The sequence below is a fragment of the Candidatus Pelagibacter sp. HIMB1493 genome (assembly GCF_052047995.1).
Classification (GTDB): Bacteria; Pseudomonadota; Alphaproteobacteria; order Pelagibacterales; family Pelagibacteraceae; genus Pelagibacter.
This window is the reverse complement of sequence record NZ_JBNAIP010000001.1, coordinates 1150468-1177304: the sequence shown is the minus strand read 5'-3', so window position 1 is coordinate 1177304 and position 26837 is coordinate 1150468. Positions and strand designations below refer to the sequence as shown.

Here is a 26837-nt window from a genome sequence, read left to right as displayed (position 1 = left end):
GTAAAATGATTTTAATTGACGGAAAAAAAGCTGCAGCTGAATTAAGAGAAGAATTAAAACAAGAAGTATCAGGACTTAAATCCAAATATAATAAAGTTCCTGGTTTAACTGTAATATTAATTGGAGATCTTACTCCAAGCCAAATTTATGTTCGTAATAAAGAAAAATCAGCAAATGAAGTAGGGTTAAAATCAGAAGTAATTAAATATCCAGATAGTGTTGAAGAAAAAACTGTTTTAGAAAAAATTGAAGAATTAAATAAAGATGAAACAGTATCAGGAATTTTAGTTCAATTGCCGTTACCAAAACATATAGATAAGCAAAAAGTTATTGAGGCAATTGATCCTTCTAAAGATGTAGATGGTTTTCATCCAATGAATGTAGGAAATCTTTCATCGGGTTATGAAAGTTCAGTTCCTTGTACACCTCTTGGCTGTTACTTGTTAATTAAAAAAATTGAACCAAATTTAAGTGGAAAAAAAGCAGTAGTAGTTGGTAGATCAAATTTAAATGGAAAACCAATGACGCAATTACTTTTGAAAGAAAATTGTACCGTAACAATTACCCATTCAAAAACTAAAGATCTAAAAGCTGAATGTTTAGAAGCTGATATAATTGTTGCAGCAGTTGGAATACCTGAGCTTGTAAAAGGAGATTGGGTAAGGAAAGATGCAATAGTAATTGATGTTGGTATCAATAAAACTGATAAAGGTATTGTTGGAGATGTTGATTTTGAAGATGTTTCAAAAAATGCAAAAGCTTTAACTCCTGTTCCAGGTGGAGTGGGGCCAATGACTATCGCTTGTTTATTAAAAAACACAATTGAGTGTTTTAAAAGATCCCAAAAATAAAGACTTTTTATATAAGTTTAATTGTCTCAAGGATATTTAAACTGATTTAATTACTGTTGTATTTGATAAGCTACTTTAGATGAAAAAACCTAAATACGAATACAGAATTGCAATAATAATGATCTTATTAACTGCTGTTCCAATTGGAGCTACTCAATTAGGTTGGTATTTATATAATAAACAAGTTGGTTTTGATTTTGGAATGATTGCTGGAGTTTTTTCTGTTATCTTAGCTGGATATTTGATGTACGAAAAAGGTTGGAGAGATGAGGATGAGGATTAATTAATGGAAAAAATTATTTTTTTTGCTTTAGCAGTGCCAATTTTAGGATTTGTTTTTTACTTAGGTGGTTCTGCAATTATGAAGGGTTTTAAGGCTAAAGTTGATAATCGACCAAATAAACCTGAGGACACAGAATCACATTCAGAAACAGTAATTAGACCTTCAAATAGTAACGATCTAAGTTCTGAAATTTCTAAATTAAATGAGTTGTATAAAAATGGAGCTCTTACTCAAGAAGAGTTTGAAAAAGCTAAAAGTAAATTACTGAATAATTAAATTTAGACATGTTTAAGATTATTCCCAATAAAAAAAATATTGGGGCTGAGATTATTGGTAACGTTAAAAAAATTTCTAAAAAAGATTTTAAAATTTTTTTAAAAGCACTTGAGCTTTATGGTATGATTTTTTTTAGAAGACAAAAACTAAATTCTTCACATTATATAGCGTTTGCTAAACATTTTGGGAAATTAGCAAATTATCCAAGACTAAAAGGATTAAGTAAGAAATATAAGCAAATTACTGTCGTTCAAAGGAAAGCAACAGATAAGGGACCTAGTTTTGGAGAACAGTTTCACACAGACTCAATTTACACAAAAAAACCACCTAGATTTACAATGCTTTATTCTAAACTAGTTCCTAAAAAGGGTAGAGCAAATACTGAATTTTCCTCTCAATACTTAGCTTATGATTATTTGCCTAAATCAATAAAAAATAAATTACTCAAAGTGAAGGGAAGGTACTCTTCTGAAGGACCAATTTCAGTTACTACAAGAGAAAGAGTAAAAGAGAAGGGTAGAAAGATTGAAGAATTGAAATCTATTCATAAAATTATAAAAAAGATAAACTCTAAAAATACGATTTATTGCAGCCCCGGACATCTTGTAGGATTTTCTCCAAATTTAATAAATTCTGAAAAAGTTAAAAAACAATTATTTAAGCACCAAGTTAAAAAAAAGTTTCAATACTCATTAGAATGGGAAAAAGATCAGTTAGCTATTTGGGACAATAGATCCATGCTCCACCAAGCTACCCCTTTTAAAGGTAATAGAATTATGCACAGAATAACTATATTGTAGTTATAATAATTCGTTTAAGGATTTTACCTCTCCAATATTAAATGTAATTGCATCTTCTCTTTTAAATCCATAATTTTCTGCATTATCTTTAAATCGTATTGGTGGTTCCATAATTGGCTCTAAAGATAAAACAAAAGTCCCCCAATGCATTCCTAATACTTTTTTGCTTTTAAGATCTTTTGCTACATTTAAAGCTTCTTCTGGGGTTGTATGGTAAATAGTTTTATCGAACATTGGTTTAAAATTATATGCTCCAATGTTGATCATAGTAAGATCAATCGGACCATATTTTTCTCCTAGTTCTTTATAGATATTTCCATAACCAGTATCACAAGCAAATAAAATTTTTCTATTTTTATATTCAATTAAAAAATTCCCCCACAAAGTTTTATTTGTGTCTGTTAGACTTCTTTTTGACCAATGAACTGCTGGTAGTAAGGTTATTTTTAAATCACTATTTATATTTTTGTGATCATACCAATCCATTTCATTTACATCTTCATAATTCTTAAAATATTTTCCAAGGTTAAGTGGAACTAATACTTTTGCATCCTTGTATGGAAAATTTTTGATAGTTGACATGTCTTGATGATCATAATGGTTATGAGTTAATAAAAATAAATCTATTTTTGGAATTTCTTTAAGATCTAATGCAGGTTTAGTAAATCTCTTTGGTCCAAATATTAACGGACCTGCATTTTTTGAAAAAACAGGATCAGTAATAATTGTTGTATTACCTAATTTAATTAAATAAGTAGCATGCCCAATCCAGGCAACGTAATCATCATTTTTGTATTTTTCTAAATCAGATTTAACTTTTTCTTTTTTGACAATATGCTCTTTTGGAAAATTAAGACTAATATTTTTTCTTAATTTACTGAAAGTTCTATAAGAAAATTTACCTGATCTAGATATTACAACAGGTGAACCCTTAGGATTTCGAAAAGTTCCATCTGATAAGTGGTGATAAGGTTTTTCTTTCATTTTATTAATTTTTTTTTTCCATTAGCCACAAATCATCTCCAGCTAAAAAGTAAATTTTCCCATCAACTGGGTGAACTTGTATGTCTCTAATTCTCCCAATTTTATCCTTAAAAATAATTTCATCTTTGATTTTAGATGTGTTTGAAAATATTAATTTTCTTAAAGATTTATCTTTAAGAGAAGTAATTAATGCGTGACCATTCCATTCCTCAAACTCTTTACCTTTATAAATTGTAATAGCACTTGCAGCAATTGATGGAACCCAATATTGAATGGCTTTTGTAAATCCTGGTTTCCATTTTGGACCAATTTTAGTTCCAGAGTAATTTGTTCCTCCCCACCCTAAAATTTTCCAACCATAATTTTCTCCTTTTTTCGCTTCTCCAAACCAATCACCACCTCTTGCACCATGATTGCTCATATAAATTTTTCCATCAAATTCTGAAAAAGTTAAACCCTGAGGATTTCTAACTCCAATCTGGTATATCTCTGGAAGCCAATCTGGCTTTTTCTCAAACTTAGGGTTATCTTTTGGAATAGTTCCATCTAAATTTATTCTAATAATACTTCCTGGATGTTGAGTTGGATCTTGAGCAATCATATTCATGCCCCTTTCACCTGCAGAAGCAAATAAATAATTTTCCTTGATAGCAAGTCTTGATCCAAAATGATATCCAGACTCAATAGGTGGTTCAGCTTGAAATATATTTTTAAAATTTAAAGAATTCTTATTTAAATCTGCTTTTGCAATTGAGGTACTGGTTTTCCAGTCTCCTCTATTTTCTGAATATGAAATCCATAATTTTTTATCTTTATGAATAATATCTAAAAGACCACCTTGACCATGAACAAAATAGTTTAAATTATGTTCAACTTCTGAAATATTTTTTGAAACAATGTTTATTATTTTAATTTTGCCACCTTTTTCTGTAACAATTAATTCTTCACTATTGATGAAACTTGAACCCCATGGTTCACTAAAAGACCCTAATTTTTCAAAATTATAATTTTTAGAATTTGCTGTTGCAGAAATTAAAATAAAAAAAAATATAAAAATAAATTTTTTCACTTTATGAAAGTTTAGATCTACCGCCATCTACAGCTATAACTTGACCAGTGATCCAAGAACTATCTTCTGTAAGTAAAAATTTAGCAAGTGATGCTGAATCTTTTCCTTCCCCTAATCTTTTTAATGGATGCGCTTTTGCAATACCTTCTGCTAAAGCAGCATTTTTTAACATTGGTTCAGCAATTTTAGATTTTGTTAAGCTTGGTGCCACACAATTTACTCTTATGTTTGGAGCAAATTCTGCAGCTAAAGAAACAGTCAGACCTTCAACAGCTGCCTTTGCTGAAGCTATAATTGCATGATTGGTGAAACCTCTTTGTGCTGCAACAGTTGAAAACATTACAATTGAACCTTTATTTTTTTTTAAACTTTCTTGATATCCCTTGATAGCCTCTACAGCAGAATAAAGATTAAGTTTCATGCATTTTTGAAAATCTTGTTCATTAATCATTCTAAGTGGCTTTAAGTCTATAGATCCTACACAGTAGGCCAATCCTTTGATTTCAGAAATATCTGATTTAACTTTTTCTACAAAACCTTCTTCAAGAACATCTACGATAGTATGTGAGCACCCAAGCTTTTCTACAATTGGAGCAAGTTCACTTTCATTTCTTGCAACTAAATGAATATCATTTCCTGAATTTTTTAATTGTTCTGCTAAACTAGATCCAATCGAGCCAGTTGCACCAAAAATAAGATATTTTTCTGACATAAAAATTTTTATTAGTTATATTTAAATATGAAGTTATTTTTTATACTTGGCAATCAATTATTTCCAACAAAATACATTGACCGCTTCAAAAAAGACCATCTATTTTTTATGGCTGAAGATAAGGGTTTATGCACCTATGAAAAGCATCATAAACAAAAAATTTTATTATTTTTATCATCAATGCGATCTTATGCTGATGAGTTAAATAAAAATAAATTTAAATTAGACTATGTCAAAATTGAAGACAAAGAGTTTCATGATGATTATTTAAAAAAGTTAAAAAAAATTATTACTCAAAAAAAAATAAAAGAAATTTCTAGTTTCGAAGTAGAGGATAAATTTTTTGAAAAAAAAATTTCTCAATTTTTAAAAAAAGAAAAAATTAATTGGAATGTAATTCAAACACCAATGTTTTTAAATTCTAGAGAAGATTTTAAAAATTATTTATCAAAATCAAAAAAACCTTTTATGGCAACTTTCTACAAGGATGTTAGAAAAAAATCTGGAATATTGATGGGGTCAGATGGTAATCCAATCGGAGGTAAATGGAGTTTTGATGAAGATAACAGAAATAAATTACCAAAAGATATATTAATTCCTAAATTTCCAAAAATTAATGAAACTAGTCACACAAAAAAATTGAAGCATATTATTGAGAAGGAATTTAAAAATCATCCAGGGAGTACAGAGAATTTTTGGTTTGCTACTGAATATGATGATGTAGTTAAACTTTTAAACTTTTTTATAAAAGAAAAATCTAATCTATTTGGTGATTATGAGGATGCTGTTGATCAAAAAGATAATGTTCTTTTTCATAGCGCTTTAAGTCCTTACATAAATTTAGGTATAATCACACCTGAATTTGTTATCCTAAAAATTTTAGATTTTCATAAAAAAAATAAAATTAGAATGAATTCTTTAGAAGGTTATATACGTCAGGTAATTGGTTGGAGGGAATTTATGCGTGGAATTTACCAGTCCTACTCACAAGAAATGGAAACTGGAAATTTTTTTAAACAGAATAGAAAAATGAGAAGTTCATGGTATGAGGGCTCAACTGGTCTTCCACCTTTAGATTATGCAATTAAAAATGCAGTCAATTATGGCTGGTCACATCACATTGAAAGATTAATGATCTTATCCAACATCATGAACCTTTGTGAGATAAAGCCCGCAATTGTTTATAAGTGGTTTATGGAGATGTTTGTAGACTCATCAGATTGGGTAATGGTTCCCAATGTATATGGAATGGGATTGTTTAGTGACGGAGGGATTTTCGCGACTAAACCATATATATGTGGATCTGCATATTTTATGAAAATGATGGACTTTAAGAAAGGTGATTGGTGTAACACCATGGATGGTCTTTATTGGAGATTCATAGACCGAAACAGAAAATTTTTTTTAAAAAATCCTCGTCTTTCAATGATGGTCCGTATCTTTGATAAAATGAAACTTGATAGAAAAAAATTAATTTTATCCGAAGCAGATAAATTTATTAAACAAAATACAAACTAAATTTTATGTATATTGCCATTACTGGCTTAAAGCCAAAAAATTTTTTTTCAAAATTAAGATTTTGGTTGTTAGCAATCCCGTCTTTTAAGGCAGCACAAAAAGCCGAAGGAAATATATTTTGTGAAACAAAGCCATTTAACGGATACCAACATACTTTAACAGCTTGGAAAGATAGAGAACTAATGGTTAAATATTTAAATGGAACTCAGCACTTAAAAGCCATGCGAAACTTTAGAGCAATTGCAACAGGCTCTACATATGGTTATGAAAGCGATCATATTCCAACTTGGGATGAAGCTTTAGATCTTTGGAATAAAAATTTTAAAGAATATTAAATTGAAAAAACAAAACTTACCCACAAAAATATGTCCTGTATGTAAAAGACCATTTACGTGGCGAAAAAAATGGAAACTTAATTGGGATAAAGTAAAATATTGTTCCAAGAAGTGTTCTAAGCTAAATTAATTATAGTGAATATAATTGTACTACAACACATTAGAATAGAGGATCCAGGTTACATTAAAGATTTAATGCTATCTGATGGATTTAATTTAACTACAATAGAGTTAGACGAAGGTGAAAAAATACCAGAGGATCTTAGCAAATTTGATGGAATGTTTTGTATGGGAGGTCCAATGGATACCTATATGGAAAAAGAATATCCATGGTTAATTGAAGAAAAGAAAAAAATTAAAGAATTTGTTGTAGATTTGAGAAAACCATATTTAGGTTTTTGCTTGGGCTGCCAATTATTAGGAGAGGTAGTAGGTGGTAAAGTTGTTAAATCAAATCCTGCAGAAATTGGTATTATGGATATTGATTTTTCTAAAGAAAAAGAAAACGATAATTTGTTTTCACAATTTCCTGATAAGATAAAAAGTTTACAATGGCATTCTTATGAGGTCCAAGGAATTGAAAAAAATAATGATATAACTTTATTGGCTTCCTCACCGATTACTAAGTATCAAATATTTAAATATCAAAACCACGCTTACGGAATTCAATTTCATATAGAAATAAAAGATACAACAGTCAATGAATGGGGATGCGTTCCTGAATACAAGAAAGCTTTAGAAGATCAGCTTGGTAATAATGCTTTAGAAAAATTTGATCAATCAGCAAAAGATAATATGAATGACATGAACAATTATTCTACAATACTTTATAATAACTTTAAAAAACTTTTATGATTTGCATAAAGACAGAAATACCTAATGAGCTAAACGATATAGATGATGAACTTAAAGCAATCTATCACAGCAAAGATACAGTTTGTTTTTACATTTTTAAAACAAGAGAGTTAAGAAATGAATTTTTAGAAAAAACAAAGGGTATGAATAAAAGTGAACGTGAAGAGATATGTAAAAATTATGAATAATAAAATTTTTGAATGGGCAGGGGTTGTTACAGCAATATTATATTCTTTATTTGTGGCTTTAAACATAGGTATAGAATTTTTTGGTTTTTGCTTATTACTTTTGTCATCTATTTTAATCGGAATTTGGGCTTACAGAGGTGGACACAAAGGAATTCTCTTACTGCAATTTTTTTATGCTACCGCTGGAATTATAGGTATGGTTCGATGGTTTTAGCTCAAGGTTGAAACAATTTTGGGAATATAATTTTTAAAATTAAAAAATCCTTTATTACAATATTGCCAAGCTAACTGATCAAGGCTTCTGTATAAATAATCTACCTTTAAATTATTTGAGTTTAAGAAGTCTAAATTTTCACCAACTGTAGGATACAAACCATAACAATTTTCAATGTTTGTCACTTCACTTATATCAATTAACTGAAAATCAATAGATTGATTTTTTAATCTTTGTCCTTGGTCTTCTATTAACTGAGATTTAAATTTCACCAATTTTTCACTGAGTTTTATAGATCTATTTTCATTTTTGTTAGAAACTAAGTAAATTTTCTTAAAGTTTTTTTCTTTAAAGTCAGTGATTTCAAATGAGAGATTATTATCAAAAATTAAAAGATTTTTTTCTTCAATATTTTGTGGATTAGTAAAATCTTGTTTTATTATTTGATAAGATTTTTCTGAGATCTTAGGAGGGGCATTTTCATTTAATTTTATGTTTTGAAATCTATTGTTCGTGAATTTTTTAATATTCCATTCACTAGCAAGATAGTGTTTGCCTTGAGTTTGGATACCCGCAACCCATCTCCATCCTAGAGTATTTGATGCAGCATCTCCATCATAAAGATTTTGCATGAAAAATTCTGCACCTAGTTGCCAAGGTAGTTCTAAGGTAAAAATCCAAATGCTAGCAAACCACATTCTTGTGTGATTATGCAAATAATTGTTTTCTTTTAGTTCTTTAACCCACTCATTGAAGCATTCAATATCTGTTTTTCCCTCAATTGCTGATAGGTAATTTTTATTATTTTGAAATTCATTTTTTATTTGATTTAATTCAATAAGATAATCTGTCCAAACATTTGGTCTTAGCTCTAACCAACCTTTCCAATAAGTTCTCCATAAAACTTCTTGAATAAATTTTTCATTTTTTGAAAAAGAAAATTTGCTTAGAGCTTTCTGGATGACCTCTTTTTCGTTAATAATTCCATGTGTTATGTATGGAGATAAGCAAGATATGTTATTTCTTTTTTCAGGACCAAAATCAAAATTTCTTAATTTAGAGTATTCTGCAAGACCGTTATCGATAAAATTATTTAATTGATTTAAGGCCTTAGCCCTTGAAGCTTCAAACATCATTTTAAATTATTTTGATTTTTTTTTCTTGAGACCCAATTTATCACTATGTCTCAATCTTAAGACAACAATTGCTCCAGCAATTAATAAAATCGCGACCGCTTCATAAACAAGTGCAGTAGGATCCATTTCTTTTCCTTGTAAAATAATAAATCGTGCAAGAGCAGTAATCGCAATAAGCAGTGGAAGGGTAATACTAATTGATTGTTGGTTCCAAAAAACTCTAACCATCGCTAGGACCTCTAGATAAAGAAACATTAATAGTAGATCAGCTAATGTTACAGATTGATTTAAGAACATATTTTTCATCTCAATTCCAACTGCAATAACTGTGCTGATTAAGATAATAACCATCAAAGCTAGTTGTAAGTTTTTCGCTATCTTGTCCATTATTTATCTTTACTAAATGGAAGCCATTTTTCAAAAACTGATTTTGACGGCCCATCATAAGGAATTGAATAAGAACTAGGATTAGGACTAGTTAATACTTCAATACCTTTTGAAAAAACAAATATAAATACTATCACAAAAACAATTACCATAATCTTAAATGGGTCAAAATTTTTAGTTTCAAATACACTGCTAGATCTTTCCTCTGCTTTATGAAATTGTTTAAAAGTCATATACACAGCAAAAATTAATCCTACATGCGCCACATAAAGACCTGCCCAACCAAATGCAAATGTTGTGTATGAGAATACATATAAACTGAAAACCGTAGTCCAAATAAAACTTAGAACTAAAAGAATTTGAAGTCTAACTGTTTTGGGTAGTGCTCTCAGATCATTTTTACTATCATCAAACAAAATGTTTGCAGCATCTTTCATCCAGTTTTTTAATGAGTCCATGTATTTAACATATAGTTTTAAAAAGTTATAACAAAGGAAAAATTGACTTAATTTTAGTTTAAGTTTGAATTTATTGCATTTTCCAATTGTGTTACACTTTGAGCACCTGATATAAAATCATTTCCTATCTCATAAAACGGAACACCACTTATATTTTTTTTTGTAGCAATTAATATTTTTGAATTTACATCCTCAATGTTTTTATCATTGATAAAATTTTTAAAGATCTCTTCAGAAATATCATGTTGTTTTGCAATATTGGTTAAAACATAAATATCTCCTATGTCGAGACCATCAATAAAATATGATTGATAAATTTTTTCTTTTATCTGGTTTTGTATATTAAATTTTTCACTCAAAATTATTAGCAAATGAGATAGAACTGTATTAGGAGTTTTTTTTATTTTATCTAAATTAAAATTCATTCCAGTCTCTTTTGCTTTTAATTTCATATTTTCATACATAGGTTCTGCAAATTTTTTCCCACCAAATTTTATCTCAAGATATTTATCACGAGCTATTCCCTCTAGAGGCATATCAGGGTTTAATTGAAAAGGTATATGTTTAATTTCAAATTTAATGTTTGGAAATTTTTTAATCGCTTTATTTAAATTTTTATGACCTATGTAACACCATCCACAAATAGTGTCTGCGAATATTTTTATTTCCATTTATTTATGAACGAAGTTTTTTCTTATGAAAATTAATAAATCTTTCAACATTAGATTTGTTAAATGTTTTATTTTCTTCAAAGGAAACTTTTTTCATAGAGTAGGCTGAACTATTTGTAATTCGAGACTCTATTATTACATTTCCTTTATAAAGTTTAAGTTTTACTGAGCCATTAACTTTGTTTCTTTTAAGATCTACAATTTTTTGAAGTTTGAATCTCTCTTTTGAATACCAATAACCATTATAAATAAGTTCAGCATATCTTGGCATAATCTGATCTTTTTTATGCATTGTTTCTTTATCTAAAGTTACGGACTCGATTGCTCTATGCGCATGAATTAATAAAGTTCCACCTGGTGTTTCGTATACACCTCGAGACTTTATTCCAATAAATCTGTTTTCAACTAAATCGACTCTTCCTATTCCATTTTTTCCAGCAATATTGTTCAATTTTTCTAATAGTTTTGAAGGAGACATTTTTTTTCCATTAATTGCAAAGGGATCTCCATTTTTAAAATTGATAGTAATAAATGAAGGCTTGTTTGGAGCTCTCTCAGGAGAAACTGTTCTTTGGAAAATAAATTCTGGCGCAGAATTTTTTGGATTTTCTAATACTTTCCCTTCCGTTGATGTATGAAATAAATTGTCATCTACTGAAAAAGGTGGAGCACCTTTTTTATCTTTTGGTATTGGTATCCCATGTTTTTTTGCATAGTCAATTAAATCAGTTCTTGATCTTAATTTCCAAATTCTCCATGGAGCAATAATTTTTATTTTTGGTCCAAAGTAATGATAACCTAATTCAAATCTTACTTGGTCGTTTCCTTTTCCTGTAGCGCCATGTGAAACTGCATTAGCTTTAAATTTTTTAGCAACTCTTATTTGGTCTTTGGCAATCAATGGTCTAGCAATAGAAGTACCTAATAGATACACCCCTTCATAAATTGCATGTCCTCTAATCATTGGATAAACGTAATCTTTTACAAAAACATCTTTTAAATCTTGGATAATAATATTTTTGACACCAAATTTTTTTGCATTCTTAAAAATTTTTTTTCTATCAATTTCTTGACCAACATCAGCAGTATAACAAATTACTTCAGCTTTATAATTTTCTTGAAGCCATTTTAAAATTATGGATGTGTCTAAACCGCCTGAGTAGGCAAGTACAATTTTATTTTTTGATTTCATTTAATTATGTGCAAGCTTTTTTTGATGCGTTGTAAGCTTTTGTAAATCCAAGTAAAGAATAATGATCAATTGTTTGGGATCCATTTTGATTGTAACCGGTAATCATTATTCTTGATCCCTTCTTCATTCTACTAATCATTTTTACTTCAATTTTGTTATCAGCAATCCATGCAAATCCTTGCTGCATTATATCAAACTTAAATTTGTTCTTTCCAGATGCTGCAATAACAGAATTCTTGTTATTAAATTCATATCCAGGAGTAACACTTACTTCATTTGAAATACTTTCTTCTGGTCTAAAAGTTACAAATAATTTTGCATCTCTTTTGTTTGATTTTGGTGCTTGAAGTACAGGTACTGATTGAGCAAAACATACTTTGCCATCAGGTTCATATGCTACCATTGCCTCCCAATCTTTATATTTACCAATTTTTTTTACTTCCTGAGCAAATAGATGATTTGAACTTAAGATAAATATAGTTGATAAAATTATTATTTTTTTAATTAAGGACATGGGTTTGGATAAATTGTTTGAACTTGATTGATTTCTTCAATGACATCATTAGATAAATTTACATTTACACTTTCTATATCTGATTTCAACTGCTCCATTGTAGTTGCACCTATAATTACACTTGTCATAAATTCTTGAATTTCACAGAATTTAATAGACATTTGAGTCATATTTAAATTGTGTTTTTCACAGATTTTAAAATAAAGTTCTACAGCAGCCTCTGTGTTGGGTTTTCTATATCTTGTCCAAAAATCAAAGTCTCTTTCCATTCTTGATCCTTTAGGAAAATTTTTATTTCTGTACTTTCCCGTTAAGTATCCACTTGCTAGAGGTGAATATGCAAGGCATCCAATTTTTTCTCTAATAGAAACCTCGGCTAATCCCACTTCATAAGATCTATTTAGTAAGCTGTATGGATTTTGAATAGACATCATTCTTGGTAAATTTTTATCTTTTGAAAGCTGCAAATAATTTAACGCTCCCCAAGGAGTTTCGTTTGAAAGACCAACGTATCTTATTTTCCCAGCTTTAATATATTTATCTAATTCCCCAAGAACATCTTCAAATTTATTCCAATCATTTTCTTTATGAACGTAACCAAGTCTTCCAAAATTATTTACATTTCTTTCTGGCCAATGAAGTTGATATAAATCAATATAATCTGTTTTAAGTCTTTTGAGACTATTGTTCAAAGCCGACTCTAAGTTTGGACCTGTAAAACTATTTTCTCCATTCCTTAAATAATCTCTTGCTGGACCAGCAACTTTCGTAGCTAAAATAACTTCATTTCTTTTTTTTGTTTTTTCAAACCAATTACCAATTATTTCTTCAGTGTCCCCATAAGTTTCTTTACGAGGAGGAACTGCATACAATTCAGCTGTGTCCCAAAAATTTACTCCATTGCCTAAAGCAAAGTCCATTTGTTCAAATGCTTCATCTTGAGTATTTTGTTCTCCCCAAGTCATTGTACCGAGACAAATTGTACTTACATCAAGATCGGTATTTCCCAATTTTTTGTAATTCATTAATGTTTTATGTTAACTTTTTATTAATCTTTTAAGGTGTCTTGAATAATTATTAAAAGACTATTATATGTAGCATATTATGGAATTTGATAAAAACGGAATATTAAACAGAGCAAAAGCAGCGCAACAAACTGCAGCTGTAATGGATGAAGGCTTAAGAGCCTACATGTTAAAAGTTTACAACTATATGGCAACAGGTGTGTTGTTAACAGGGATCATTGCATTAATGACATTTAAGATGTCAGTCGTGACTGATCAATCAGGAGCAATTGTTGGATTAACACAAATGGGGAATGCAATCTATTTGTCAGGACTTAAATGGTTAGTAATGCTGGCTCCTTTAGGTATCGTTTTTTACATGAGTTTTGGAATTAATAAGATGAGCGCTTCAAAAGCTCAAACAACATTTTGGGTGTTTGCAGCTTTAATGGGTCTTTCATTGTCTTCAATCTTATTAGTTTATACTGGCTTGAGTGTTACTAGAGTGTTTTTCATAACATCAGCAACTTTTGGAGCGATGAGTATTTATGGTTATACAACAAAAAGAGATTTAACTAAGTTTGGCTCATTTTTGATGATGGGATTGATTGGTATAATTATTGCATCAATCGTTAATATTTTCTTGAAGTCTTCAATGATGTACTTTGTAATTTCAATTTTAGGTGTTTTAATTTTCGTAGGTTTAACAGCCTATGATACTCAAAAAATTAAAAACATGTATGTTGCAAGTGACTCTGGTGAAATCATTGGAAAAAAAGCTGTCATGGGTGCTTTAACATTATACCTAGACTTTATTAATCTATTTATAATGTTGTTAAGACTTTTTGGTCAAAGACGATAGTTTATTTTTGAAGTTTCTTCCAATTAGTATTTTTAAGTAAAGACTTAAGCTCATAAGAATTTTTTAAAATCTTACCGCTTGTGTCTGTGATTAAGTATTTTAAATTTTTATTTTTTGGCTTAAAATTTTTACAAATTTTATAGAGCGCATTCTCTGCCGCATTCCTAAATACACTAAAGCTAACTTGTTTGCTTGATATGTTGAGACCATAATCTTTCCAAGAGCCTTCGGAAACCATCTTTGCATAAAGATCTAAAATAATTTTAAGCTCATCTTTTTCAAAAAATTGTCTTTCCTCTATTTTATTATGTGGATTGTTTACTACTAATCTTAAGTTATTACGCATCTATTTTATGTTTATTTATCAAAGGTACCTGAAATCCAGTAAACACTATTGTTATTGGAAGCATTCCCCATACTTTAAAATTAACCCAAAATTCTTCAGTTTGTGTTCTCCATACAAATTCATTTAATAATGCAAGACCAAAGAAAAAAAACATCCATCTTCGATTTAAAATTTCCCATCCGATATCTGACAAAGGTATTGATTTCCCCATAACTTTTTTAAGCACTGGTTCTTTCGTAAAGTATTTTCCAAAATATAAAGCTAGAGCAAACATGATATTTATTATTGTTGGTTTTACATAAATAAATATTGGATCATTAAAGTAGATAGTGAGACCTCCAAAAAAAGTTATTAGAATTCCACTTAACAGAGGCATTGGTGGAATTTTTTTTTCAAAAAACCAAACAACAGCCAATGCAATAATAGTTGCAACTATTAAGGGAGGAATTGCTACTGATAAATTTTTTCCACTGTTGTAATAATAGAAAAAAAATATTGCTAGTGGTCCAAAATCAGTAACAAATTTTAAAAAAGATTTATTCACTTAAAAGATATTAACATATTTGCCACATCACAAAACATTAATATTTTTTACATTGATTTTTATTTTTAAATACCCATACTAACTAACATGGCAATTCAAAAAGCTAAATTCTCAATTGGAGATATTGTTAAACATAAGCACTTCGAATTTAGGGGTGTTATTTATGATGTAGATTTCGAGTTTAACAATTCAGAGGAATGGTATCAGTCTATTCCAAAAAATGTTAGACCAAGAAAAGATCAGCCTTTTTATCATCTACTTGCCGAAAACGACGAAATCACTTACGAAGCTTATGTTTCAGAGCAAAATCTTTTGATGGACGATTCAGACGAGCCTATAAAACATCCGTTAATTGAAGAAATTTTTTCAGGTAAAAAAGGCTCAAGTTATTTCAAGCTTTCTAATTAGCTATCATTATTCAAACACATTTATTTCCAATCTAGGCCACACTAATTTTTTATAAAATAGTTATATTCTGATCAAGAGTGTTAAAAGTTAATCTTTCTTTATTATCTCCCCCTCTTCATTCTTGATCAGATAATTTTTCACAATAGTATTTTCAAAATAAATCCCTAAATTAGAGTTATGTTTAAACTTTTAGAGCCAAATAAAATTTTTCAAATTACTTCGAAGGCGCCAAAATATGTTTTATTTTTATTTGTTGTTGTTCTATCTGTTGGATTAGTTGAAGCACTAATATTGTCTCCAGAAGATTACAAGCAGAGTGACGCTGTTAGAATTATGTATGTTCATGTTCCTGCTGCATGGATTTCTCTTGGAATTTTTTCTTCGATAACTGTTTTGTCAATTTCAGGATTTATTTTTAAAAACAAAAATTTTTTTTTAATATCCAAAAGTTTAGCACCTTCAGGTTTTGTTTTTAACATAATTGCTTTGGTAACAGGTTCTATTTGGGGGAAACCAACTTGGGGAACATGGTGGGCTTGGGATGCGAGGATTACTTCGATGTTAATTTTAGCTCTATTTTATGCTCTATACCTAATCTCTTGGAGAATTTATGAAAATGAAGAAAAAGTATTTAAAATCTCAACCTTTATTACCATTCTTGGAATTATCAATGTGCCAATAATTAAGTACTCTGTTGATTGGTGGAACACACTTCACCAACCTGCCTCAATAAATATCTTGTCTAAAAGCTCAATTCATTCATCAATGCTTTATCCTTTATTAATAATGACTGCGGCATTTGCTCTATTTTCGTTGTTAATTTTCTTAATGAAATATAATACAGAACTGATAAAAATTAAAAATAAAGGTTTAGATAGACTATGATTAACGACTTATTATTTATGAATGGATATGCAGTATACGTGTTATCTGCATTTGGTTTTACTTTATTAAGTTTCCTAAGTTTATATTTAGTAACAAAAGTTCAATTTATTAAAGAACAAAGTAAATTTGTTGCTAAATTTGGATCACTTAACACTGAACAAGCTAATTCTGCAAAATCACAAAGAATAAATAAAGAAATTTTAGCTGACGCAACAAACAACTAATTTTTGATCGATGTATGGTCGAAAAGTTAAGTTAAGATTTCTATTTGTTTCGACTATTTTATTAATTTTAATATTAACTGTTTTTTTAGTTCTAAAATCTTTAGAAGAAAACGTTGTTTATTTTCAATCTCCTTCAGAGATTAAGTCATTAACTGAGCTTACAAATAATAAAATTAGAGTAGGTGGAATGGTTAAAAAAAATTCTATTAATATGAATTCTAATGAAGTGAATTTTATTATTACAGATTTTAAAAATGAGATTAATGTTACTTATTCAGGTGCTGTCCCAAATTTATTTGAAGAAGGAAAGGGAGTTGTGGCCGAAGGTGTTTTGAAAGACAGAAATTTCTTTTCAGCAACAAAAATTTTAGCAAAGCATGATGAAAATTATATGCCTCCCGAGGTTAAAGCTGCATTGGAGGAAAATTAATTGATTTATAGTGTTGTTGGATATTATGCACTTATTTTAGGATTAATTAGTGGTTCAATTTTGATTTATTTTTCAATTCAAAATTTTAGAAATTCAGAAATTTTGGATACTAAAATATTATCATTATCATTTTTACAATTATTTTTTGTTGTTGTTAGTTTTTTTGGTTTGGTTTTATCTTTTATAGTTTCAGATTTTAGTAACGAAACTGTATTTAGTAATTCCCATACTACTAAACCTTTGTTTTACAAAATTACAGGAACCTGGGGGAACCATGAGGGTAGTTTATTATTGTGGTTGTTGGTTTTAACATTATTCATTTTCATTTTTTTATTAAGAACAAATAATCAATCAATAAAATATAAAACTCTAACAACAATATTTCAGCAGATAATAATTATTGGTTTTTTTATATTTTTATTAAAAACTTCTAATCCATTTAATTACTTATTCCCAATTCCTGAGGAAGGTTTAGGTTTAAACCCAATATTGCAAGATCCTGCATTAGCAATTCATCCACCTATTCTATATTTAGGCTATGTTGGTTCATCAATAATATTTTCTTCCACATTAGCAGCAACAACTTTAAAAATGGTTTCTGGAAGCTGGGCAGCTCATATAAAAAAATGGACTTTAATTTCATGGATATTTTTAACGTTAGGAATTTTACTAGGTTCTATTTGGGCATATTATGAACTTGGGTGGGGAGGATTTTGGTTTTGGGATCCAGTTGAAAATGTATCTCTTATGCCTTGGTTAGCATTGACCACATTGTTACATTGTATATTAGTTTTAGAGAAAAAATCGATTTTAACCTCTTGGGTTATAATTTTATCTATTGCTACATTTACACTTAGTATGTGTGGAACTTTCTTAGTCAGATCAGGTATCCTTAATTCAGTTCATACTTTCGCTAACGACCCTGAAAGAGGTCTGTTCATATTAATATTTTTATTTGTTCTAATTTTTATTTCTTTATTTATTTTTTTCTTTTTTCATAAAGAGGGTCAAAAAAATTCAATAAATCTTTTTTGGTTAAGTAAAGAAAGTGCGATTATATTAAATAATTGGTTCATGATGTATTTTTTATCTGTGGTTTTAATTGGTACAGTGTATCCAATTTTTTTAGATGTAATTTCTTCAGAAAAAATATCAGTCGGTCCACCGTTCTATCATAAACTAATTATCCCTTTCTTAATTCCATTTTTAATCGCTATGGCGATTGGACCTCAATTGAAATGGATTAAATCTAACTTAGAGAGTAAAAAAATTCTTATATTTTTATTATTTATATCAATTTTAATATCTTATTTGATTATTAAGAATTTTCATAAAAATTTACTTGTAAACACTATTTTAATCTCAAGTGCATTTTATTTGTTTTTTATTACTGTGAGGGATTTTTTTACAAAAAAATATAAAAACATTTCTCAAACTATTGCTCACTTTGGATTTAGCTTATTAATTTTAAGTATTTTATTTAATAATTTGCTTTCTAGCGAAGTAATAACCAATCTTAAAATTGGTCAGAGTTATGAAAACTCAAAAATTAAAATTACACTTGAAGATGTAAACCAGAGAAGTGAAAAAAATTACAACTCAGTGGTAGCAAATTTTAAAATAATTTCTTCAGATGGAAAAATTAATAAAATGTCTCCAGAGTTAAGAATTTACAATCAGCCAAATATAGTAACTAGCGAAGCTGATATTAAAACTTCTTTAATGAAAGATAAATTTATTGTCATAAACTTAGTGCAAAATCAGGAATATTTTAATGTTAGATATCAAGACAAACCTTTTATGCTTTGGATATGGGTATCAGTATTATTATTAAGTATTGGTGGAATATTAAGTTTTTTTAAAAAGAGAATATGAAAAATAAATTAATACCTTCAATAGTAATAATAAGTTTTATAATTATTTTTTTAATATTTTATAAAGGTTTGCAAAATACAAATATTTATACTCCCAAGTCAGAAATAAAAAAAGATATTCCAAGTTTTTCTAGTATTAAATTTGATAGCAAAGAAAATGTAAATTCATCAGAAATATTTAATTCAAATAAATTTTATTTATTAAACATATGGGCCTCGTGGTGCGTACCCTGTAGACAAGAACATTCTTATTTAATGAAATTAAGTGAAAACAATAAAGTAACTTTAATTGGATTAAATTATAAAGATAATTTTAATAATGCTCAAAATTTTCTAATAAAATTAGGAAATCCATACGAAACAATTTTATTAGATGAAGATGGTACAATTTCAATAGAGTGGGGGGCATATGGTGTGCCAGAAACTTTTTTGATCCATAAAAATAAAATAGTTGCAAAATATATTGGACCATTAAATGAAAAATTAATTAACGAAATTAACTCGATAATAAAATGAAAATTTTAAAAATTGCTTTAATTATTTTATTATTAATTCCAAAAATATCATTTGCTAGTGATCAGCTTGAAAGAAATAAGATTACGAAAAATTTAAGATGTTTAATTTGTCAGGGTCAATCTGTGTATGATTCTGATTCAGATTTTGCAAATAGCATGAAAATTTTAGTTGATAAAAAACTTGAGGAAGGATTATCTGAAAACCAAATTTATGATTTTTTTAAAGAAAAATACGGAGAATGGATTTTGTATGATCCTGGTTTAAATAAAAATACTTATATTCTTTGGTTATTGCCAATATTGATATTTTTACTTGGAGGTGCAATAATCCTCAAAAAACTAAAATTTAAAAATTAATCCAAAATGCATTTAAAAAAAATTCTGATTTTACTTATATTTCTAGCGTTTCCGATTTCATCAAATGCAGAGGAAATTAAACAGAGAGATTTAAATACTGAGTTTAACGTTTATACTGGGATGTTTGATTTTAGTGACGATGGAAAAAAATCAGAATTAATTGGCTTTCAGCATCAAAATGAAAACTTAAATAGAGATACTTTTCTTGGAAATTTATCACCTATTACTGGTGCTCTTATAACTGCAGATAGTGCGGCTTATGTTTATACAGGAGTAGAAGCACAATATAAAATAGGTTCTTTAAATTTTAATCCAAGTTTTACTCCAGGATTATATCACGAAGGTGATGGAAAAGACTTAGGTCACGTTTTAGAATTTAAATCTGAGTTACAAATTTCTTTAGATATGTCTGAGAGCAGTCAATTTGGTTTTTCATATAATCATATATCTAATGCAAGTATAGGAGATAAAAATCCTGGGGCAAATAGTTATATGTTTAATTTCTTTAAAAGCTTCTAATACACTTTTATGAATTTAAATGATTGCTATAATTTTGATGACTTTAGAAAATTAGCCAAGAAAAAATTACCAGCACCAATATTTCATTATATTGATGGAGGTGCTGATGATGAAATAACTTTAAACAGAAATACAGACTCATTTAACGACTGTGATTTAGTTCCTAATATTTTAAACAGTGTTGGAGAGCCAGATTTATCTACAACAGTTTTTGGTAGAAAAATTGATATGCCTCTATTTTTGTCTCCTACAGCGATGCAAAGTTTGTATGACCCAGAAGGTGATAAAGCTTCTGCTAGAGCAGCAGAAAAATTTAATACAATTTATAGTATGTCAACAATGGCATCATTCTCTATAGAAGAAGTTGCGAATGTTTCTAGCGGTCCAAAACTATTTCAACTTTATATCCATAAGGATAAATCAATTACTGATGATTTAATTGATAGATGTAGCAGAGCAAATTTTGACGGTATGTGCATTACTGTTGATACATTAGTTGCAGGAAATAGAGAAAGAGATCATAGAACTGGTTTTACTACTCCACCTAAATTTACATTAGATAGTTTATTAAGTTTTGCCATGAGACCTGGTTGGGTTTTTAAATATTTTACTAATAAAAAATTTGAGTTAGCAAATATTAAAAACAAAACCGACAAAGGAACAAACATAGCTAAATCAGTAATGGATTATATTAATGAGCAATATGATCCAGCGATGAATTGGAAAGATGCAGAATACTGTATTAAAAAATGGAATAAACCAATGGCACTAAAAGGTGTAATGTCCGTTGAAGATGCAAAGAGAGCAATTGATATAGGCTGTACAGCGATAATGATATCTAATCATGGAGGAAGACAATTGGATGGATCTAGGTCACCCTTTGATCAAGTTAAAGCAATTTCAGATGCAGTAGGTGATAAGTTAGAAATTATTCTAGATGGTGGAGTAAGAAGAGGAACGCATGTTTTAAAAGCTCTTGCAGCCGGCGCAACAGCTTGTAGTTTTGGAAAAGCATTTCTTTTTAGTTTGGGCGCTGGAGGACAACAAGGTGTTGAAAGATTACTAGAGAACATGCAAAAAGAAATTAGAAGAAATATGATTTTGATGGGCTGTAAATCTGTAAAAGATCTTGATGCATCAAAAATAATCTACAGAAATTAAGATAAATTAAGGAAATTCAAATTTTATCTTAATTAATAGACAATCAATTTAATTTATGTATATTTTCCAACTTTATTATGAAACTAGCAGCATCACTTAATAGACTTGGAACAGAGAGTGCTTTTTCAGTTTTAGCAGAAGCTAAAAAATTAGAAGCGCAAGGAAACCCAATGATACATCTTGGATTGGGTCAACCAGATTTTAAAACACCTAAACATGTTGTTGAAGCTGCAAAAAAAGCTTTAGATGATGGTCACCATGGGTATGTTCTTTCAAACGGAATTTTAGAGTGCAGACAAGCGGTTACTAGATGGATCAAAAAGAGATATAACGCTGAAGTAGATCCAGAAAGAATTATCATAATGCCAGGTGGAAAACCTACAATGCATTATGCAATACAGTGTTTTGGTGAGCCAGGAGCAGAAATTATTCATCCAACACCAGCTTTTCCTATTTATGAATCTATGATTAATTATACAGGCTCTACTGCTGTACCTTATGATTTAACAGAAGATAAAGATTTAAAATTTAGTGCAGATAAAATTTTATCTTTAATCACTGAAAAGACTAGATTGTTAATTTTAATTAACCCTAACAACCCAACTGGAAGTTTTGTTGAGAAGTCTGAAATTGATAAATTAGCAGAGGGTTTAAAAAAACATCCGCATGTTACAATCCTAAGTGATGAAATTTACAGTAGACAAATATTTGACAATAAAGAAATGCCAACATTCTTTAATTATCCAGAGTTAAGAGACAGACTAATTGTTTTAGAAGGTTGGAGTAAAGCTTACTCAATGACAGGATGGAGACTTGGTTGGAGTTTTTGGCCAGAGCAATTAATTGAACATATAAATAAACTATTAATCAATAGTGTATCTTGTGTTAATGCTGCAGCTCAATTTGCAGGAATAGCAGCACTTGATGGACCAGACGATTCAATTGATTTGATGATGGAAAAATTCACACAAAGAAGAAAACTAATTCATGAAGGATTAAATAGTTTACCTGGAGTAGAATGCAGTTTGCCAGGGGGAGCTTTTTACGCATTTCCAAAAGTTATAGGAACTGGAATGGATGGTTCAGAGTTTTGTAAAAGAGCTATGCATGAAGCGGGTGTTGCTATTGTCCCAGGCACAGCATTTGGAAAAACATGCAAAGATTACGTAAGATTTAGCTTTGCTGCATCTCAGGATAACATTTCTAACGCATTGGAAAATATCAAAAAAATGCTAGGTTAAGCTATGTCTGAAATAGCTTTGCCAAAAATTGATAGATCTATTGTATCTAATAAATCTCAGATAGTAAAAAAACTATCAAGCATAACTAACCCAGAAAACGTTTTAAGCGAAGCTGATGAATTAAGACCTTATGAAACTGATGCACTTTCAGTTTATACCCAAACGCCCCTAGCTGTGGTCTTGCCTGAAAACACTAAAGAAGTTAGCGAAATTCTTAAATATTGTAATGAAGAAAATATCAAAGTAGTTCCAAGAGGCGCTGGTACAGGTTTATCTGGTGGAGCATTACCTTTGCAAGATGCCATCCTTTTGGGTTTAGGAAAATTTAATAAAATTTTAGAAATTGATTATGAGAATAAATGTGTGATCACTCAACCTGGTGTTACTAATTTAGGAATTACTCATACTGTAGAACATAAGGGTTTTTATTATGCTCCAGATCCATCTAGTCAATTAGCATGCTCAATAGGTGGTAATGTGGCTGAAAATTCAGGAGGTGTTCATTCTTTAAAATATGGAACCACTACAAACAATATTTTAGGTGTAGAAATGGTAATGATGGATGGAACCATTTGTAAAATTGGAGGAAAATCTTTTGATCAAGAAGGGTATGACCTTATGGGATTAATTTGTGGTTCAGAAGGATTATTAGGCGTTGTTACTGAAGTAACTGTTAAGATTCTGAAAAAACCAGAAGTTGTTAAAGCAGCTTTAATTGGTTTTCCATCTATTAAAGAAGGAGGAGATGCAGCGTCTGAAATAATTTCAAGTGGAATAGTTCCAGCTGGAATGGAAATTATGGACAAAGCTCTTATTGAAGCAACAGATAATTTTAGCAAAGCTGGTTATCCAAGAGATGCTGAATTATTATTAATCGTTGAACTTGATGGAACAGAGTCAGAAGTAAATGAGTTGATCAAAAAAGTTGAGATAATTTGTAAAAAAAATAATTGTTCAAGTTTAAAACTAAGTAAAAATGAAAAAGAGAGATTATCTTTCTGGGCTGGGAGAAAAGCTGCGTTTCCAGCATGTGGAGCGATGGCCCCAGATTATTATTGTATGGATGGCTCAATACCTAGAGGTAAACTCGCAGAAGCTTTACTTGAAATAAAAAAACTTTCAGAAAAGTATAATTTACCAGTGGCAAATTGTTTTCATGCAGGTGATGGAAATTTACATCCACTAATTATGTTTGATGGAAATGATAAAGAGCAGTTAAGAAAAACCGAAGAGTTTGGATCAGAAATATTAAAGACTTGCGTAAGACTTGGAGGAGTAATCACAGGAGAGCATGGAGTTGGTATCGAAAAAAGAGAACTTATGTGTGAGATGTTCAATGACGATGATATTCAACAACAGTTAGATATTAAAAAATCATTAGATGAGAAAAATTTATTAAATCCTGGAAAAGTATATCCTATTCTTAGAAAATGCGCGGAGGAAGGAAGGGTTCATGTCCACAAAAGCAAAGATAAATTCCCAGATCTTCCAAGATTCTAATAATATCTATTATCCAAAAAACGAGAGTGAAGTTTCAGAATTAATTAGAGAACTTTATAAAAAAGATTCTCCCACAGAAATAATAGGACATAATTCTAAAAGCTTCATAGGAAATAAAGCTCAATCAGCAAACACAATGTCGCTTTCAAAATTAACAGGCATAATAGATTACAGACCTGAAGAACTATATATTAAAGTAAAGGCTTGTACGCCAATAGAAGAAGTTGAAAAAATACTTGATGAAAATAATCAGGAATTAGCTTTTGAGCCTATTGATTTTGGTTATATAAAAAATGGTGTATCTAACAAAGGAACTATAGCAGGGTATTTATCCTGTAATTATGCAGGCTCAAGAAGGTTTAAAGTTGGAAGTGTTAGAGATCATGTGTTAGGTTTTAAAGGAGTAAATGGTAAAGGGGATATTATCAAATCAGGAGGTACAGTAGTTAAAAATGTTACTGGTTATGATTTGTCAAAACTTATAGCTGGATCCTTTGGCACCTTAGTAGCTTTAACAGAAATCACTTTAAAGGTTCTACCAAAAAAAGATTCTTCAAATACAATTGCAATTTATATTGATAAATCTGAGGAAATTTTTGATTTATTTATTAAATTATCAAGTTCCAGCAGTGAAATATCAGGAGCAGTGTATGTTCCTAATAAATCAAAGGATGATGATTTTTTGAAGAAAAAAAATTCTGTATTTAAATTTAATGATTTAAAATCAAATACTTCTTTTCTAGCTTTTAGAGTAGAGGGAGATAAAATTTCAATTAAGGAAAAAATTAAAAATTTAAGTAAAGAGCTTGAACTTGATAAATTTGAAAATTCTACTTTAGATGTTTATCAGTCAGAACCATTCTGGAAAAAAATCAATAATTTAGAAATTTTTGAGAATACCAAAAATAATTTAATCAGAATGGTTATTCCTCCAGCAAAAGGATCAAATTTATTAAAATTTTTAGATAATAAATATAAATATTTTGTGGATTGGTGTGGATCATTATTTTGGATAGAAGTTGATGAACATAAAGAAGAAAAAATAAAAGAGCTAAAAAAAATAGCTTTGGAATCTGGTGGTTATTTAACTGTAATAAAAACTTCTGCAGATTATGATTATGGAGAATCAATTTTTACAGTTGATGATATACGTTTGATGATTTCAGAAAAAATTAAGAAAAGTTTTGATCCAAAAAGAATTTTAAACCCTGGAAAAATGTATAGAGGAATTTAATGCAGACAAAATTTACTGAACAGCAACTTAAAGACTCTGATAATTTTGCTACAGAAAAAGTATTTAAAAAGTGTGTTCACTGTGGAATGTGTAATGCTACTTGCCCTACACATCAGCTGTTAGGTGATGAATTGGATGGTCCAAGAGGTAGAATTTATCTTATTAAGGACATGTTGGAAAATAACAGAAAACCAACTGAAAAAGTTGTTAAGCATATCGATCGTTGTCTTTCATGTTATAGCTGCATGACTACTTGTCCTGCTGGTGTGAATTACATGCACATCATAGATCATGGAAAAAAATATATTGAAAAAAATTATCAAAGATCTTTTTTTGATAAACTAATTAGATATTTTTTATCAATCACTTTACCAAATGTTAAAGTATTTAGACTCTCAAGTTTTTTTGTTAAATTGGCAATGCCATTTAAATTCTTAATGCCTACAAAGATTAAAGACATGATTGAATTAATGCCAACAACTTTTCCAAAAAAAACTTTACCTATTAAAGAGATTTACAAAGTTTCGGACAAGAAAAGAATAGCAAGAGTTGCTTTATTAACTGGATGTGTACAAAAAGAAATTTCACCTCAAATAAATGAAGCAACAATCAGATTATTAAATAGACATGGGGTTGAAGTTGTAGTTCCAAAAAAAATTCGTTGCTGTGGATCTTTAAATCACCATCTAGGAAAAGAAGAGGATGCTCACCAAGATTTTAAAAATAATATAAATACTTGGTATGAGGAGCATCAAAAGGGAAATTTAGACGCAATTTTATCTAATACATCAGGTTGTGGTACTACCATGAAGGATTATGGTTTTATTTTTAGAGATGACAAAGAGTTAAGTAAAAAAGCAAAAGTCATATCAGATCTTACAAGAGATATTTCTGAATATATTTTTGAAAGTTTAAAACTAAATATAAAATCTAAAGGAAAGAAATATAAAGTTGCTTATCACTCTGCATGTTCAATGCAGCATGGTCAAAAAGTCCATTCACAACCAATTTCATTACTTGAAAAAACTGACAATGAAATTATGGAAATTCCACAAGGACACATTTGTTGTGGATCAGCTGGAACTTATAATATTTTACAATCAAAAATTGCAAAACAACTACTAAAAAATAAGGTAAATAACATAGAAAGTTTAAACCCTGATTTTATTTCAACAGGAAATATTGGTTGTATTACCCAAATTTCTCATGGTACTAAAGTTCCAATTTTACATACAATTGAAGTTTTGGATTGGTACACAGGCGGTCCCAAACCTGAAATTTTAAAATAGG

The 26837-nt window shown here is 29.3% G+C and carries 36 protein-coding genes; 24 read left to right on the top strand and 12 right to left on the bottom strand.

Going from position 1 to position 26837, the window contains the following annotated elements; genetic code table 11:
- Positions 1 to 5: 5 nt before the first annotated feature.
- The 4 genes from ACTTBK_RS06250 (at position 6) to ACTTBK_RS06235 (ending at position 2210) form a co-directional block, all read left to right on the top strand.
- Positions 6 to 851 (top strand): bifunctional 5,10-methylenetetrahydrofolate dehydrogenase/5,10-methenyltetrahydrofolate cyclohydrolase, encoded by an 846-nt coding sequence (locus ACTTBK_RS06250; protein WP_440619135.1) that lies wholly within the window; start codon positions 6 to 8, stop codon positions 849 to 851.
- Between the two features lie 79 nt (positions 852 to 930).
- Positions 931 to 1134: a hypothetical protein gene (locus tag ACTTBK_RS06245; RefSeq protein ID WP_262589965.1), complete on the top strand. Its 204-nt coding sequence runs from the start codon at positions 931 to 933 to the stop codon at positions 1132 to 1134.
- Between the two features lie 3 nt (positions 1135 to 1137).
- A complete protein-coding gene (locus ACTTBK_RS06240) occupies positions 1138 to 1410 on the top strand; it encodes an SHOCT domain-containing protein (protein ID WP_440619134.1) in 273 nt (90 codons plus the stop codon).
- A gap of 8 nt (positions 1411 to 1418) precedes the next feature.
- Positions 1419 to 2210 carry a TauD/TfdA dioxygenase family protein gene (locus ACTTBK_RS06235; protein WP_440619132.1) on the top strand — a complete coding sequence of 264 codons (792 nt, stop codon included), beginning with the start codon at positions 1419 to 1421 and terminating at the stop codon, positions 2208 to 2210.
- Here the strand turns inward: ACTTBK_RS06235 and ACTTBK_RS06230 are convergent, their stop codons facing one another.
- The 3 genes from ACTTBK_RS06230 to ACTTBK_RS06220 are packed head-to-tail and all read right to left on the bottom strand — an operon-like array spanning position 2211 to position 4975.
- On the bottom strand, positions 2211 to 3194 hold the full coding sequence (locus ACTTBK_RS06230; protein WP_440619131.1) for an MBL fold metallo-hydrolase: 984 nt from the start codon (positions 3192 to 3194) through the stop codon (positions 2211 to 2213).
- Between the two features lie 4 nt (positions 3195 to 3198).
- Entirely contained in the window at positions 3199 to 4290 is a 1092-nt protein-coding gene (locus ACTTBK_RS06225) for a PQQ-dependent sugar dehydrogenase (protein WP_440619130.1), read from the bottom strand.
- Positions 4265 to 4975: an SDR family NAD(P)-dependent oxidoreductase gene (locus tag ACTTBK_RS06220; protein WP_440619128.1), complete on the bottom strand. Its 711-nt coding sequence runs from the start codon at positions 4973 to 4975 to the stop codon at positions 4265 to 4267. Before ACTTBK_RS06220 ends, ACTTBK_RS06225 begins: the two co-directional genes overlap by 26 nt.
- 27 nt (positions 4976 to 5002) lie before the next feature.
- On the opposite strand from ACTTBK_RS06220, the gene ACTTBK_RS06215 reads away from it, so the two are divergent.
- From ACTTBK_RS06215 to ACTTBK_RS06190, 6 genes are read left to right on the top strand one after another with little or no spacing between them, the layout of a single operon-like run.
- Entirely contained in the window at positions 5003 to 6493 is a 1491-nt protein-coding gene (locus ACTTBK_RS06215; protein ID WP_440619126.1) for a cryptochrome/photolyase family protein, read from the top strand.
- A gap of 5 nt (positions 6494 to 6498) precedes the next feature.
- Entirely contained in the window at positions 6499 to 6828 is a 330-nt protein-coding gene (locus ACTTBK_RS06210; RefSeq protein ID WP_440619124.1) for a hypothetical protein, read from the top strand.
- Position 6829: 1 nt separating this feature from the next.
- The gene (locus ACTTBK_RS06205; RefSeq protein ID WP_440613643.1) at positions 6830 to 6958 is read left to right on the top strand and encodes a DUF2256 domain-containing protein; all 129 of its coding nucleotides are present in this window, start codon (positions 6830 to 6832) and stop codon (positions 6956 to 6958) included.
- Between the two features lie 5 nt (positions 6959 to 6963).
- Positions 6964 to 7683 (top strand): type 1 glutamine amidotransferase, encoded by a 720-nt coding sequence (locus ACTTBK_RS06200; RefSeq protein ID WP_440619122.1) that lies wholly within the window; start codon positions 6964 to 6966, stop codon positions 7681 to 7683.
- A complete protein-coding gene (locus tag ACTTBK_RS06195; protein WP_440619120.1) occupies positions 7680 to 7871 on the top strand; it encodes a hypothetical protein in 192 nt (63 codons plus the stop codon). The genes ACTTBK_RS06200 and ACTTBK_RS06195 overlap by 4 nt, the downstream gene beginning before the upstream one ends.
- Positions 7864 to 8085 (top strand): hypothetical protein, encoded by a 222-nt coding sequence (locus tag ACTTBK_RS06190; protein WP_440619118.1) that lies wholly within the window; start codon positions 7864 to 7866, stop codon positions 8083 to 8085. The genes ACTTBK_RS06195 and ACTTBK_RS06190 overlap by 8 nt, the downstream gene beginning before the upstream one ends.
- On the opposite strand, the gene ACTTBK_RS06185 is transcribed toward ACTTBK_RS06190, so the two are convergent.
- Genes ACTTBK_RS06185 through ACTTBK_RS06155 form a run of 7 tightly spaced genes read right to left on the bottom strand, consistent with a single transcriptional unit; the run spans position 8082 to position 13468 of the window.
- Positions 8082 to 9221 carry an FAD-binding domain-containing protein gene (locus tag ACTTBK_RS06185; RefSeq protein ID WP_440613646.1) on the bottom strand — a complete coding sequence of 380 codons (1140 nt, stop codon included), beginning with the start codon at positions 9219 to 9221 and terminating at the stop codon, positions 8082 to 8084. The two genes, ACTTBK_RS06190 and ACTTBK_RS06185, sit on opposite strands and share 4 nt — an antisense overlap.
- A gap of 6 nt (positions 9222 to 9227) precedes the next feature.
- The gene (locus ACTTBK_RS06180; protein WP_075504930.1) at positions 9228 to 9608 is read right to left on the bottom strand and encodes a phosphate-starvation-inducible PsiE family protein; all 381 of its coding nucleotides are present in this window, start codon (positions 9606 to 9608) and stop codon (positions 9228 to 9230) included.
- The gene (locus ACTTBK_RS06175; RefSeq protein WP_262589950.1) at positions 9608 to 10066 is read right to left on the bottom strand and encodes a hypothetical protein; all 459 of its coding nucleotides are present in this window, start codon (positions 10064 to 10066) and stop codon (positions 9608 to 9610) included. Before ACTTBK_RS06175 ends, ACTTBK_RS06180 begins: the two co-directional genes overlap by 1 nt.
- Before the next feature lie 53 nt (positions 10067 to 10119).
- Entirely contained in the window at positions 10120 to 10737 is a 618-nt protein-coding gene (locus ACTTBK_RS06170) for a DsbA family oxidoreductase (RefSeq protein ID WP_440619117.1), read from the bottom strand.
- Between the two features lie 4 nt (positions 10738 to 10741).
- Positions 10742 to 11929: an argininosuccinate synthase gene (locus ACTTBK_RS06165; protein ID WP_440619116.1), complete on the bottom strand. Its 1188-nt coding sequence runs from the start codon at positions 11927 to 11929 to the stop codon at positions 10742 to 10744.
- A gap of 4 nt (positions 11930 to 11933) precedes the next feature.
- Positions 11934 to 12443: an invasion associated locus B family protein gene (locus ACTTBK_RS06160; RefSeq protein ID WP_440619114.1), complete on the bottom strand. Its 510-nt coding sequence runs from the start codon at positions 12441 to 12443 to the stop codon at positions 11934 to 11936.
- Positions 12434 to 13468, bottom strand: coding sequence for an aldo/keto reductase (locus ACTTBK_RS06155; RefSeq protein WP_440619112.1), 1035 nt, complete (start codon positions 13466 to 13468; stop codon positions 12434 to 12436). The genes ACTTBK_RS06160 and ACTTBK_RS06155 overlap by 10 nt, the downstream gene beginning before the upstream one ends.
- A 79-nt stretch (positions 13469 to 13547) precedes the next feature.
- Between ACTTBK_RS06155 and ACTTBK_RS06150 the strand changes: the two genes are divergently transcribed.
- Positions 13548 to 14309, top strand: a complete 762-nt coding sequence (locus ACTTBK_RS06150; RefSeq protein WP_440619111.1) for a Bax inhibitor-1/YccA family protein — start codon at positions 13548 to 13550, stop codon at positions 14307 to 14309.
- 1 nt (position 14310) lies between these two features.
- Here the strand turns inward: ACTTBK_RS06150 and ACTTBK_RS06145 are convergent, their stop codons facing one another.
- Entirely contained in the window at positions 14311 to 14655 is a 345-nt protein-coding gene (locus ACTTBK_RS06145; protein WP_440619110.1) for a DUF2794 domain-containing protein, read from the bottom strand.
- Positions 14648 to 15199, bottom strand: coding sequence for a septation protein A (locus ACTTBK_RS06140; RefSeq protein ID WP_440619109.1), 552 nt, complete (start codon positions 15197 to 15199; stop codon positions 14648 to 14650). The genes ACTTBK_RS06145 and ACTTBK_RS06140 overlap by 8 nt, the downstream gene beginning before the upstream one ends.
- Positions 15200 to 15286: 87 nt before the next feature.
- Here ACTTBK_RS06140 and hspQ point away from each other — a divergent pair, with 87 nt between their 5' ends.
- The 13 genes from hspQ to glcF all read left to right on the top strand — a co-directional run bounded on the left by hspQ (position 15287) and on the right by glcF (position 26836).
- Complete coding sequence (gene hspQ / locus ACTTBK_RS06135; protein WP_262589942.1) at positions 15287 to 15607, top strand: heat shock protein HspQ; 321 nt, start codon at positions 15287 to 15289, stop codon at positions 15605 to 15607.
- A 177-nt stretch (positions 15608 to 15784) separates the two neighbouring features.
- On the top strand, positions 15785 to 16492 hold the full coding sequence (gene ccmC / locus ACTTBK_RS06130; protein WP_428078967.1) for a heme ABC transporter permease CcmC: 708 nt from the start codon (positions 15785 to 15787) through the stop codon (positions 16490 to 16492).
- Complete coding sequence (locus ACTTBK_RS06125) at positions 16489 to 16716, top strand: heme exporter protein CcmD (RefSeq protein ID WP_440619108.1); 228 nt, start codon at positions 16489 to 16491, stop codon at positions 16714 to 16716. The genes ccmC and ACTTBK_RS06125 overlap by 4 nt, the downstream gene beginning before the upstream one ends.
- Before the next feature lie 10 nt (positions 16717 to 16726).
- A complete protein-coding gene (gene ccmE, locus ACTTBK_RS06120; RefSeq protein ID WP_440619107.1) occupies positions 16727 to 17146 on the top strand; it encodes a cytochrome c maturation protein CcmE in 420 nt (139 codons plus the stop codon).
- A complete protein-coding gene (locus ACTTBK_RS06115) occupies positions 17147 to 19021 on the top strand; it encodes a heme lyase CcmF/NrfE family subunit (protein WP_440619106.1) in 1875 nt (624 codons plus the stop codon). It begins immediately after the preceding gene.
- Positions 19018 to 19536, top strand: a complete 519-nt coding sequence (locus ACTTBK_RS06110) for a DsbE family thiol:disulfide interchange protein (protein WP_440619105.1) — start codon at positions 19018 to 19020, stop codon at positions 19534 to 19536. Before ACTTBK_RS06115 ends, ACTTBK_RS06110 begins: the two co-directional genes overlap by 4 nt.
- Entirely contained in the window at positions 19533 to 19892 is a 360-nt protein-coding gene (locus ACTTBK_RS06105; RefSeq protein WP_440619104.1) for a cytochrome c-type biogenesis protein, read from the top strand. The genes ACTTBK_RS06110 and ACTTBK_RS06105 overlap by 4 nt, the downstream gene beginning before the upstream one ends.
- A 6-nt stretch (positions 19893 to 19898) precedes the next feature.
- Positions 19899 to 20411, top strand: a complete 513-nt coding sequence (locus tag ACTTBK_RS06100; RefSeq protein ID WP_440613658.1) for an acyloxyacyl hydrolase — start codon at positions 19899 to 19901, stop codon at positions 20409 to 20411.
- 9 nt (positions 20412 to 20420) lie between these two features.
- A complete protein-coding gene (locus ACTTBK_RS06095) occupies positions 20421 to 21572 on the top strand; it encodes an alpha-hydroxy acid oxidase (protein WP_440619103.1) in 1152 nt (383 codons plus the stop codon).
- A gap of 77 nt (positions 21573 to 21649) precedes the next feature.
- A complete protein-coding gene (locus ACTTBK_RS06090; RefSeq protein WP_440613660.1) occupies positions 21650 to 22813 on the top strand; it encodes a pyridoxal phosphate-dependent aminotransferase in 1164 nt (387 codons plus the stop codon).
- Between the two features lie 3 nt (positions 22814 to 22816).
- The gene (locus ACTTBK_RS06085) at positions 22817 to 24313 is read left to right on the top strand and encodes an FAD-linked oxidase C-terminal domain-containing protein (protein ID WP_440619102.1); all 1497 of its coding nucleotides are present in this window, start codon (positions 22817 to 22819) and stop codon (positions 24311 to 24313) included.
- Entirely contained in the window at positions 24267 to 25547 is a 1281-nt protein-coding gene (locus ACTTBK_RS06080) for an FAD-binding protein (protein WP_440619101.1), read from the top strand. Before ACTTBK_RS06085 ends, ACTTBK_RS06080 begins: the two co-directional genes overlap by 47 nt.
- Positions 25547 to 26836 (top strand): glycolate oxidase subunit GlcF, encoded by a 1290-nt coding sequence (gene glcF / locus ACTTBK_RS06075; RefSeq protein WP_440613663.1) that lies wholly within the window; start codon positions 25547 to 25549, stop codon positions 26834 to 26836. The genes ACTTBK_RS06080 and glcF overlap by 1 nt, the downstream gene beginning before the upstream one ends.
- The last annotated feature ends 1 nt before the right edge of the window (position 26837 follow it).

Excerpts from the sequence above, each read along its gene's own strand:
- ACTTBK_RS06250 (WP_440619135.1), top strand. The coding sequence starts at position 6 with ATGATTTTAATTGACGGAAAAAAAGCTGCAGCTGAATTAAGAGAAGAA.
- ACTTBK_RS06245 (WP_262589965.1), top strand. The coding sequence starts at position 931 with ATGAAAAAACCTAAATACGAATACAGAATTGCAATAATAATGATCTTA.
- ACTTBK_RS06240 (WP_440619134.1), top strand. The coding sequence starts at position 1,138 with ATGGAAAAAATTATTTTTTTTGCTTTAGCAGTGCCAATTTTAGGATTT.
- ACTTBK_RS06235 (WP_440619132.1), top strand. The coding sequence starts at position 1,419 with ATGTTTAAGATTATTCCCAATAAAAAAAATATTGGGGCTGAGATTATT.
- ACTTBK_RS06230 (WP_440619131.1), bottom strand. The coding sequence starts at position 3,194 with ATGAAAGAAAAACCTTATCACCACTTATCAGATGGAACTTTTCGAAAT.
- ACTTBK_RS06225 (WP_440619130.1), bottom strand. The coding sequence starts at position 4,290 with ATGGCGGTAGATCTAAACTTTCATAAAGTGAAAAAATTTATTTTTATA.
- ACTTBK_RS06220 (WP_440619128.1), bottom strand. The coding sequence starts at position 4,975 with ATGTCAGAAAAATATCTTATTTTTGGTGCAACTGGCTCGATTGGATCT.
- ACTTBK_RS06215 (WP_440619126.1), top strand. The coding sequence starts at position 5,003 with ATGAAGTTATTTTTTATACTTGGCAATCAATTATTTCCAACAAAATAC.
- ACTTBK_RS06210 (WP_440619124.1), top strand. The coding sequence starts at position 6,499 with ATGTATATTGCCATTACTGGCTTAAAGCCAAAAAATTTTTTTTCAAAA.
- ACTTBK_RS06195 (WP_440619120.1), top strand. The coding sequence starts at position 7,680 with ATGATTTGCATAAAGACAGAAATACCTAATGAGCTAAACGATATAGAT.
- ACTTBK_RS06190 (WP_440619118.1), top strand. The coding sequence starts at position 7,864 with ATGAATAATAAAATTTTTGAATGGGCAGGGGTTGTTACAGCAATATTA.
- ACTTBK_RS06185 (WP_440613646.1), bottom strand. The coding sequence starts at position 9,221 with ATGATGTTTGAAGCTTCAAGGGCTAAGGCCTTAAATCAATTAAATAAT.
- ACTTBK_RS06180 (WP_075504930.1), bottom strand. The coding sequence starts at position 9,608 with ATGGACAAGATAGCGAAAAACTTACAACTAGCTTTGATGGTTATTATC.
- ACTTBK_RS06175 (WP_262589950.1), bottom strand. The coding sequence starts at position 10,066 with ATGGACTCATTAAAAAACTGGATGAAAGATGCTGCAAACATTTTGTTT.
- ACTTBK_RS06170 (WP_440619117.1), bottom strand. The coding sequence starts at position 10,737 with ATGGAAATAAAAATATTCGCAGACACTATTTGTGGATGGTGTTACATA.
- ACTTBK_RS06165 (WP_440619116.1), bottom strand. The coding sequence starts at position 11,929 with ATGAAATCAAAAAATAAAATTGTACTTGCCTACTCAGGCGGTTTAGAC.
- ACTTBK_RS06160 (WP_440619114.1), bottom strand. The coding sequence starts at position 12,443 with ATGTCCTTAATTAAAAAAATAATAATTTTATCAACTATATTTATCTTA.
- ACTTBK_RS06155 (WP_440619112.1), bottom strand. The coding sequence starts at position 13,468 with ATGAATTACAAAAAATTGGGAAATACCGATCTTGATGTAAGTACAATT.
- ACTTBK_RS06150 (WP_440619111.1), top strand. The coding sequence starts at position 13,548 with ATGGAATTTGATAAAAACGGAATATTAAACAGAGCAAAAGCAGCGCAA.
- ACTTBK_RS06145 (WP_440619110.1), bottom strand. The coding sequence starts at position 14,655 with ATGCGTAATAACTTAAGATTAGTAGTAAACAATCCACATAATAAAATA.
- hspQ (WP_262589942.1), top strand. The coding sequence starts at position 15,287 with ATGGCAATTCAAAAAGCTAAATTCTCAATTGGAGATATTGTTAAACAT.
- ccmC (WP_428078967.1), top strand. The coding sequence starts at position 15,785 with ATGTTTAAACTTTTAGAGCCAAATAAAATTTTTCAAATTACTTCGAAG.
- ACTTBK_RS06125 (WP_440619108.1), top strand. The coding sequence starts at position 16,489 with ATGATTAACGACTTATTATTTATGAATGGATATGCAGTATACGTGTTA.
- ccmE (WP_440619107.1), top strand. The coding sequence starts at position 16,727 with ATGTATGGTCGAAAAGTTAAGTTAAGATTTCTATTTGTTTCGACTATT.
- ACTTBK_RS06110 (WP_440619105.1), top strand. The coding sequence starts at position 19,018 with ATGAAAAATAAATTAATACCTTCAATAGTAATAATAAGTTTTATAATT.
- ACTTBK_RS06105 (WP_440619104.1), top strand. The coding sequence starts at position 19,533 with ATGAAAATTTTAAAAATTGCTTTAATTATTTTATTATTAATTCCAAAA.
- ACTTBK_RS06100 (WP_440613658.1), top strand. The coding sequence starts at position 19,899 with ATGCATTTAAAAAAAATTCTGATTTTACTTATATTTCTAGCGTTTCCG.
- ACTTBK_RS06095 (WP_440619103.1), top strand. The coding sequence starts at position 20,421 with ATGAATTTAAATGATTGCTATAATTTTGATGACTTTAGAAAATTAGCC.
- ACTTBK_RS06090 (WP_440613660.1), top strand. The coding sequence starts at position 21,650 with ATGAAACTAGCAGCATCACTTAATAGACTTGGAACAGAGAGTGCTTTT.
- ACTTBK_RS06085 (WP_440619102.1), top strand. The coding sequence starts at position 22,817 with ATGTCTGAAATAGCTTTGCCAAAAATTGATAGATCTATTGTATCTAAT.
- ACTTBK_RS06080 (WP_440619101.1), top strand. The coding sequence starts at position 24,267 with ATGTCCACAAAAGCAAAGATAAATTCCCAGATCTTCCAAGATTCTAAT.
- glcF (WP_440613663.1), top strand. The coding sequence starts at position 25,547 with ATGCAGACAAAATTTACTGAACAGCAACTTAAAGACTCTGATAATTTT.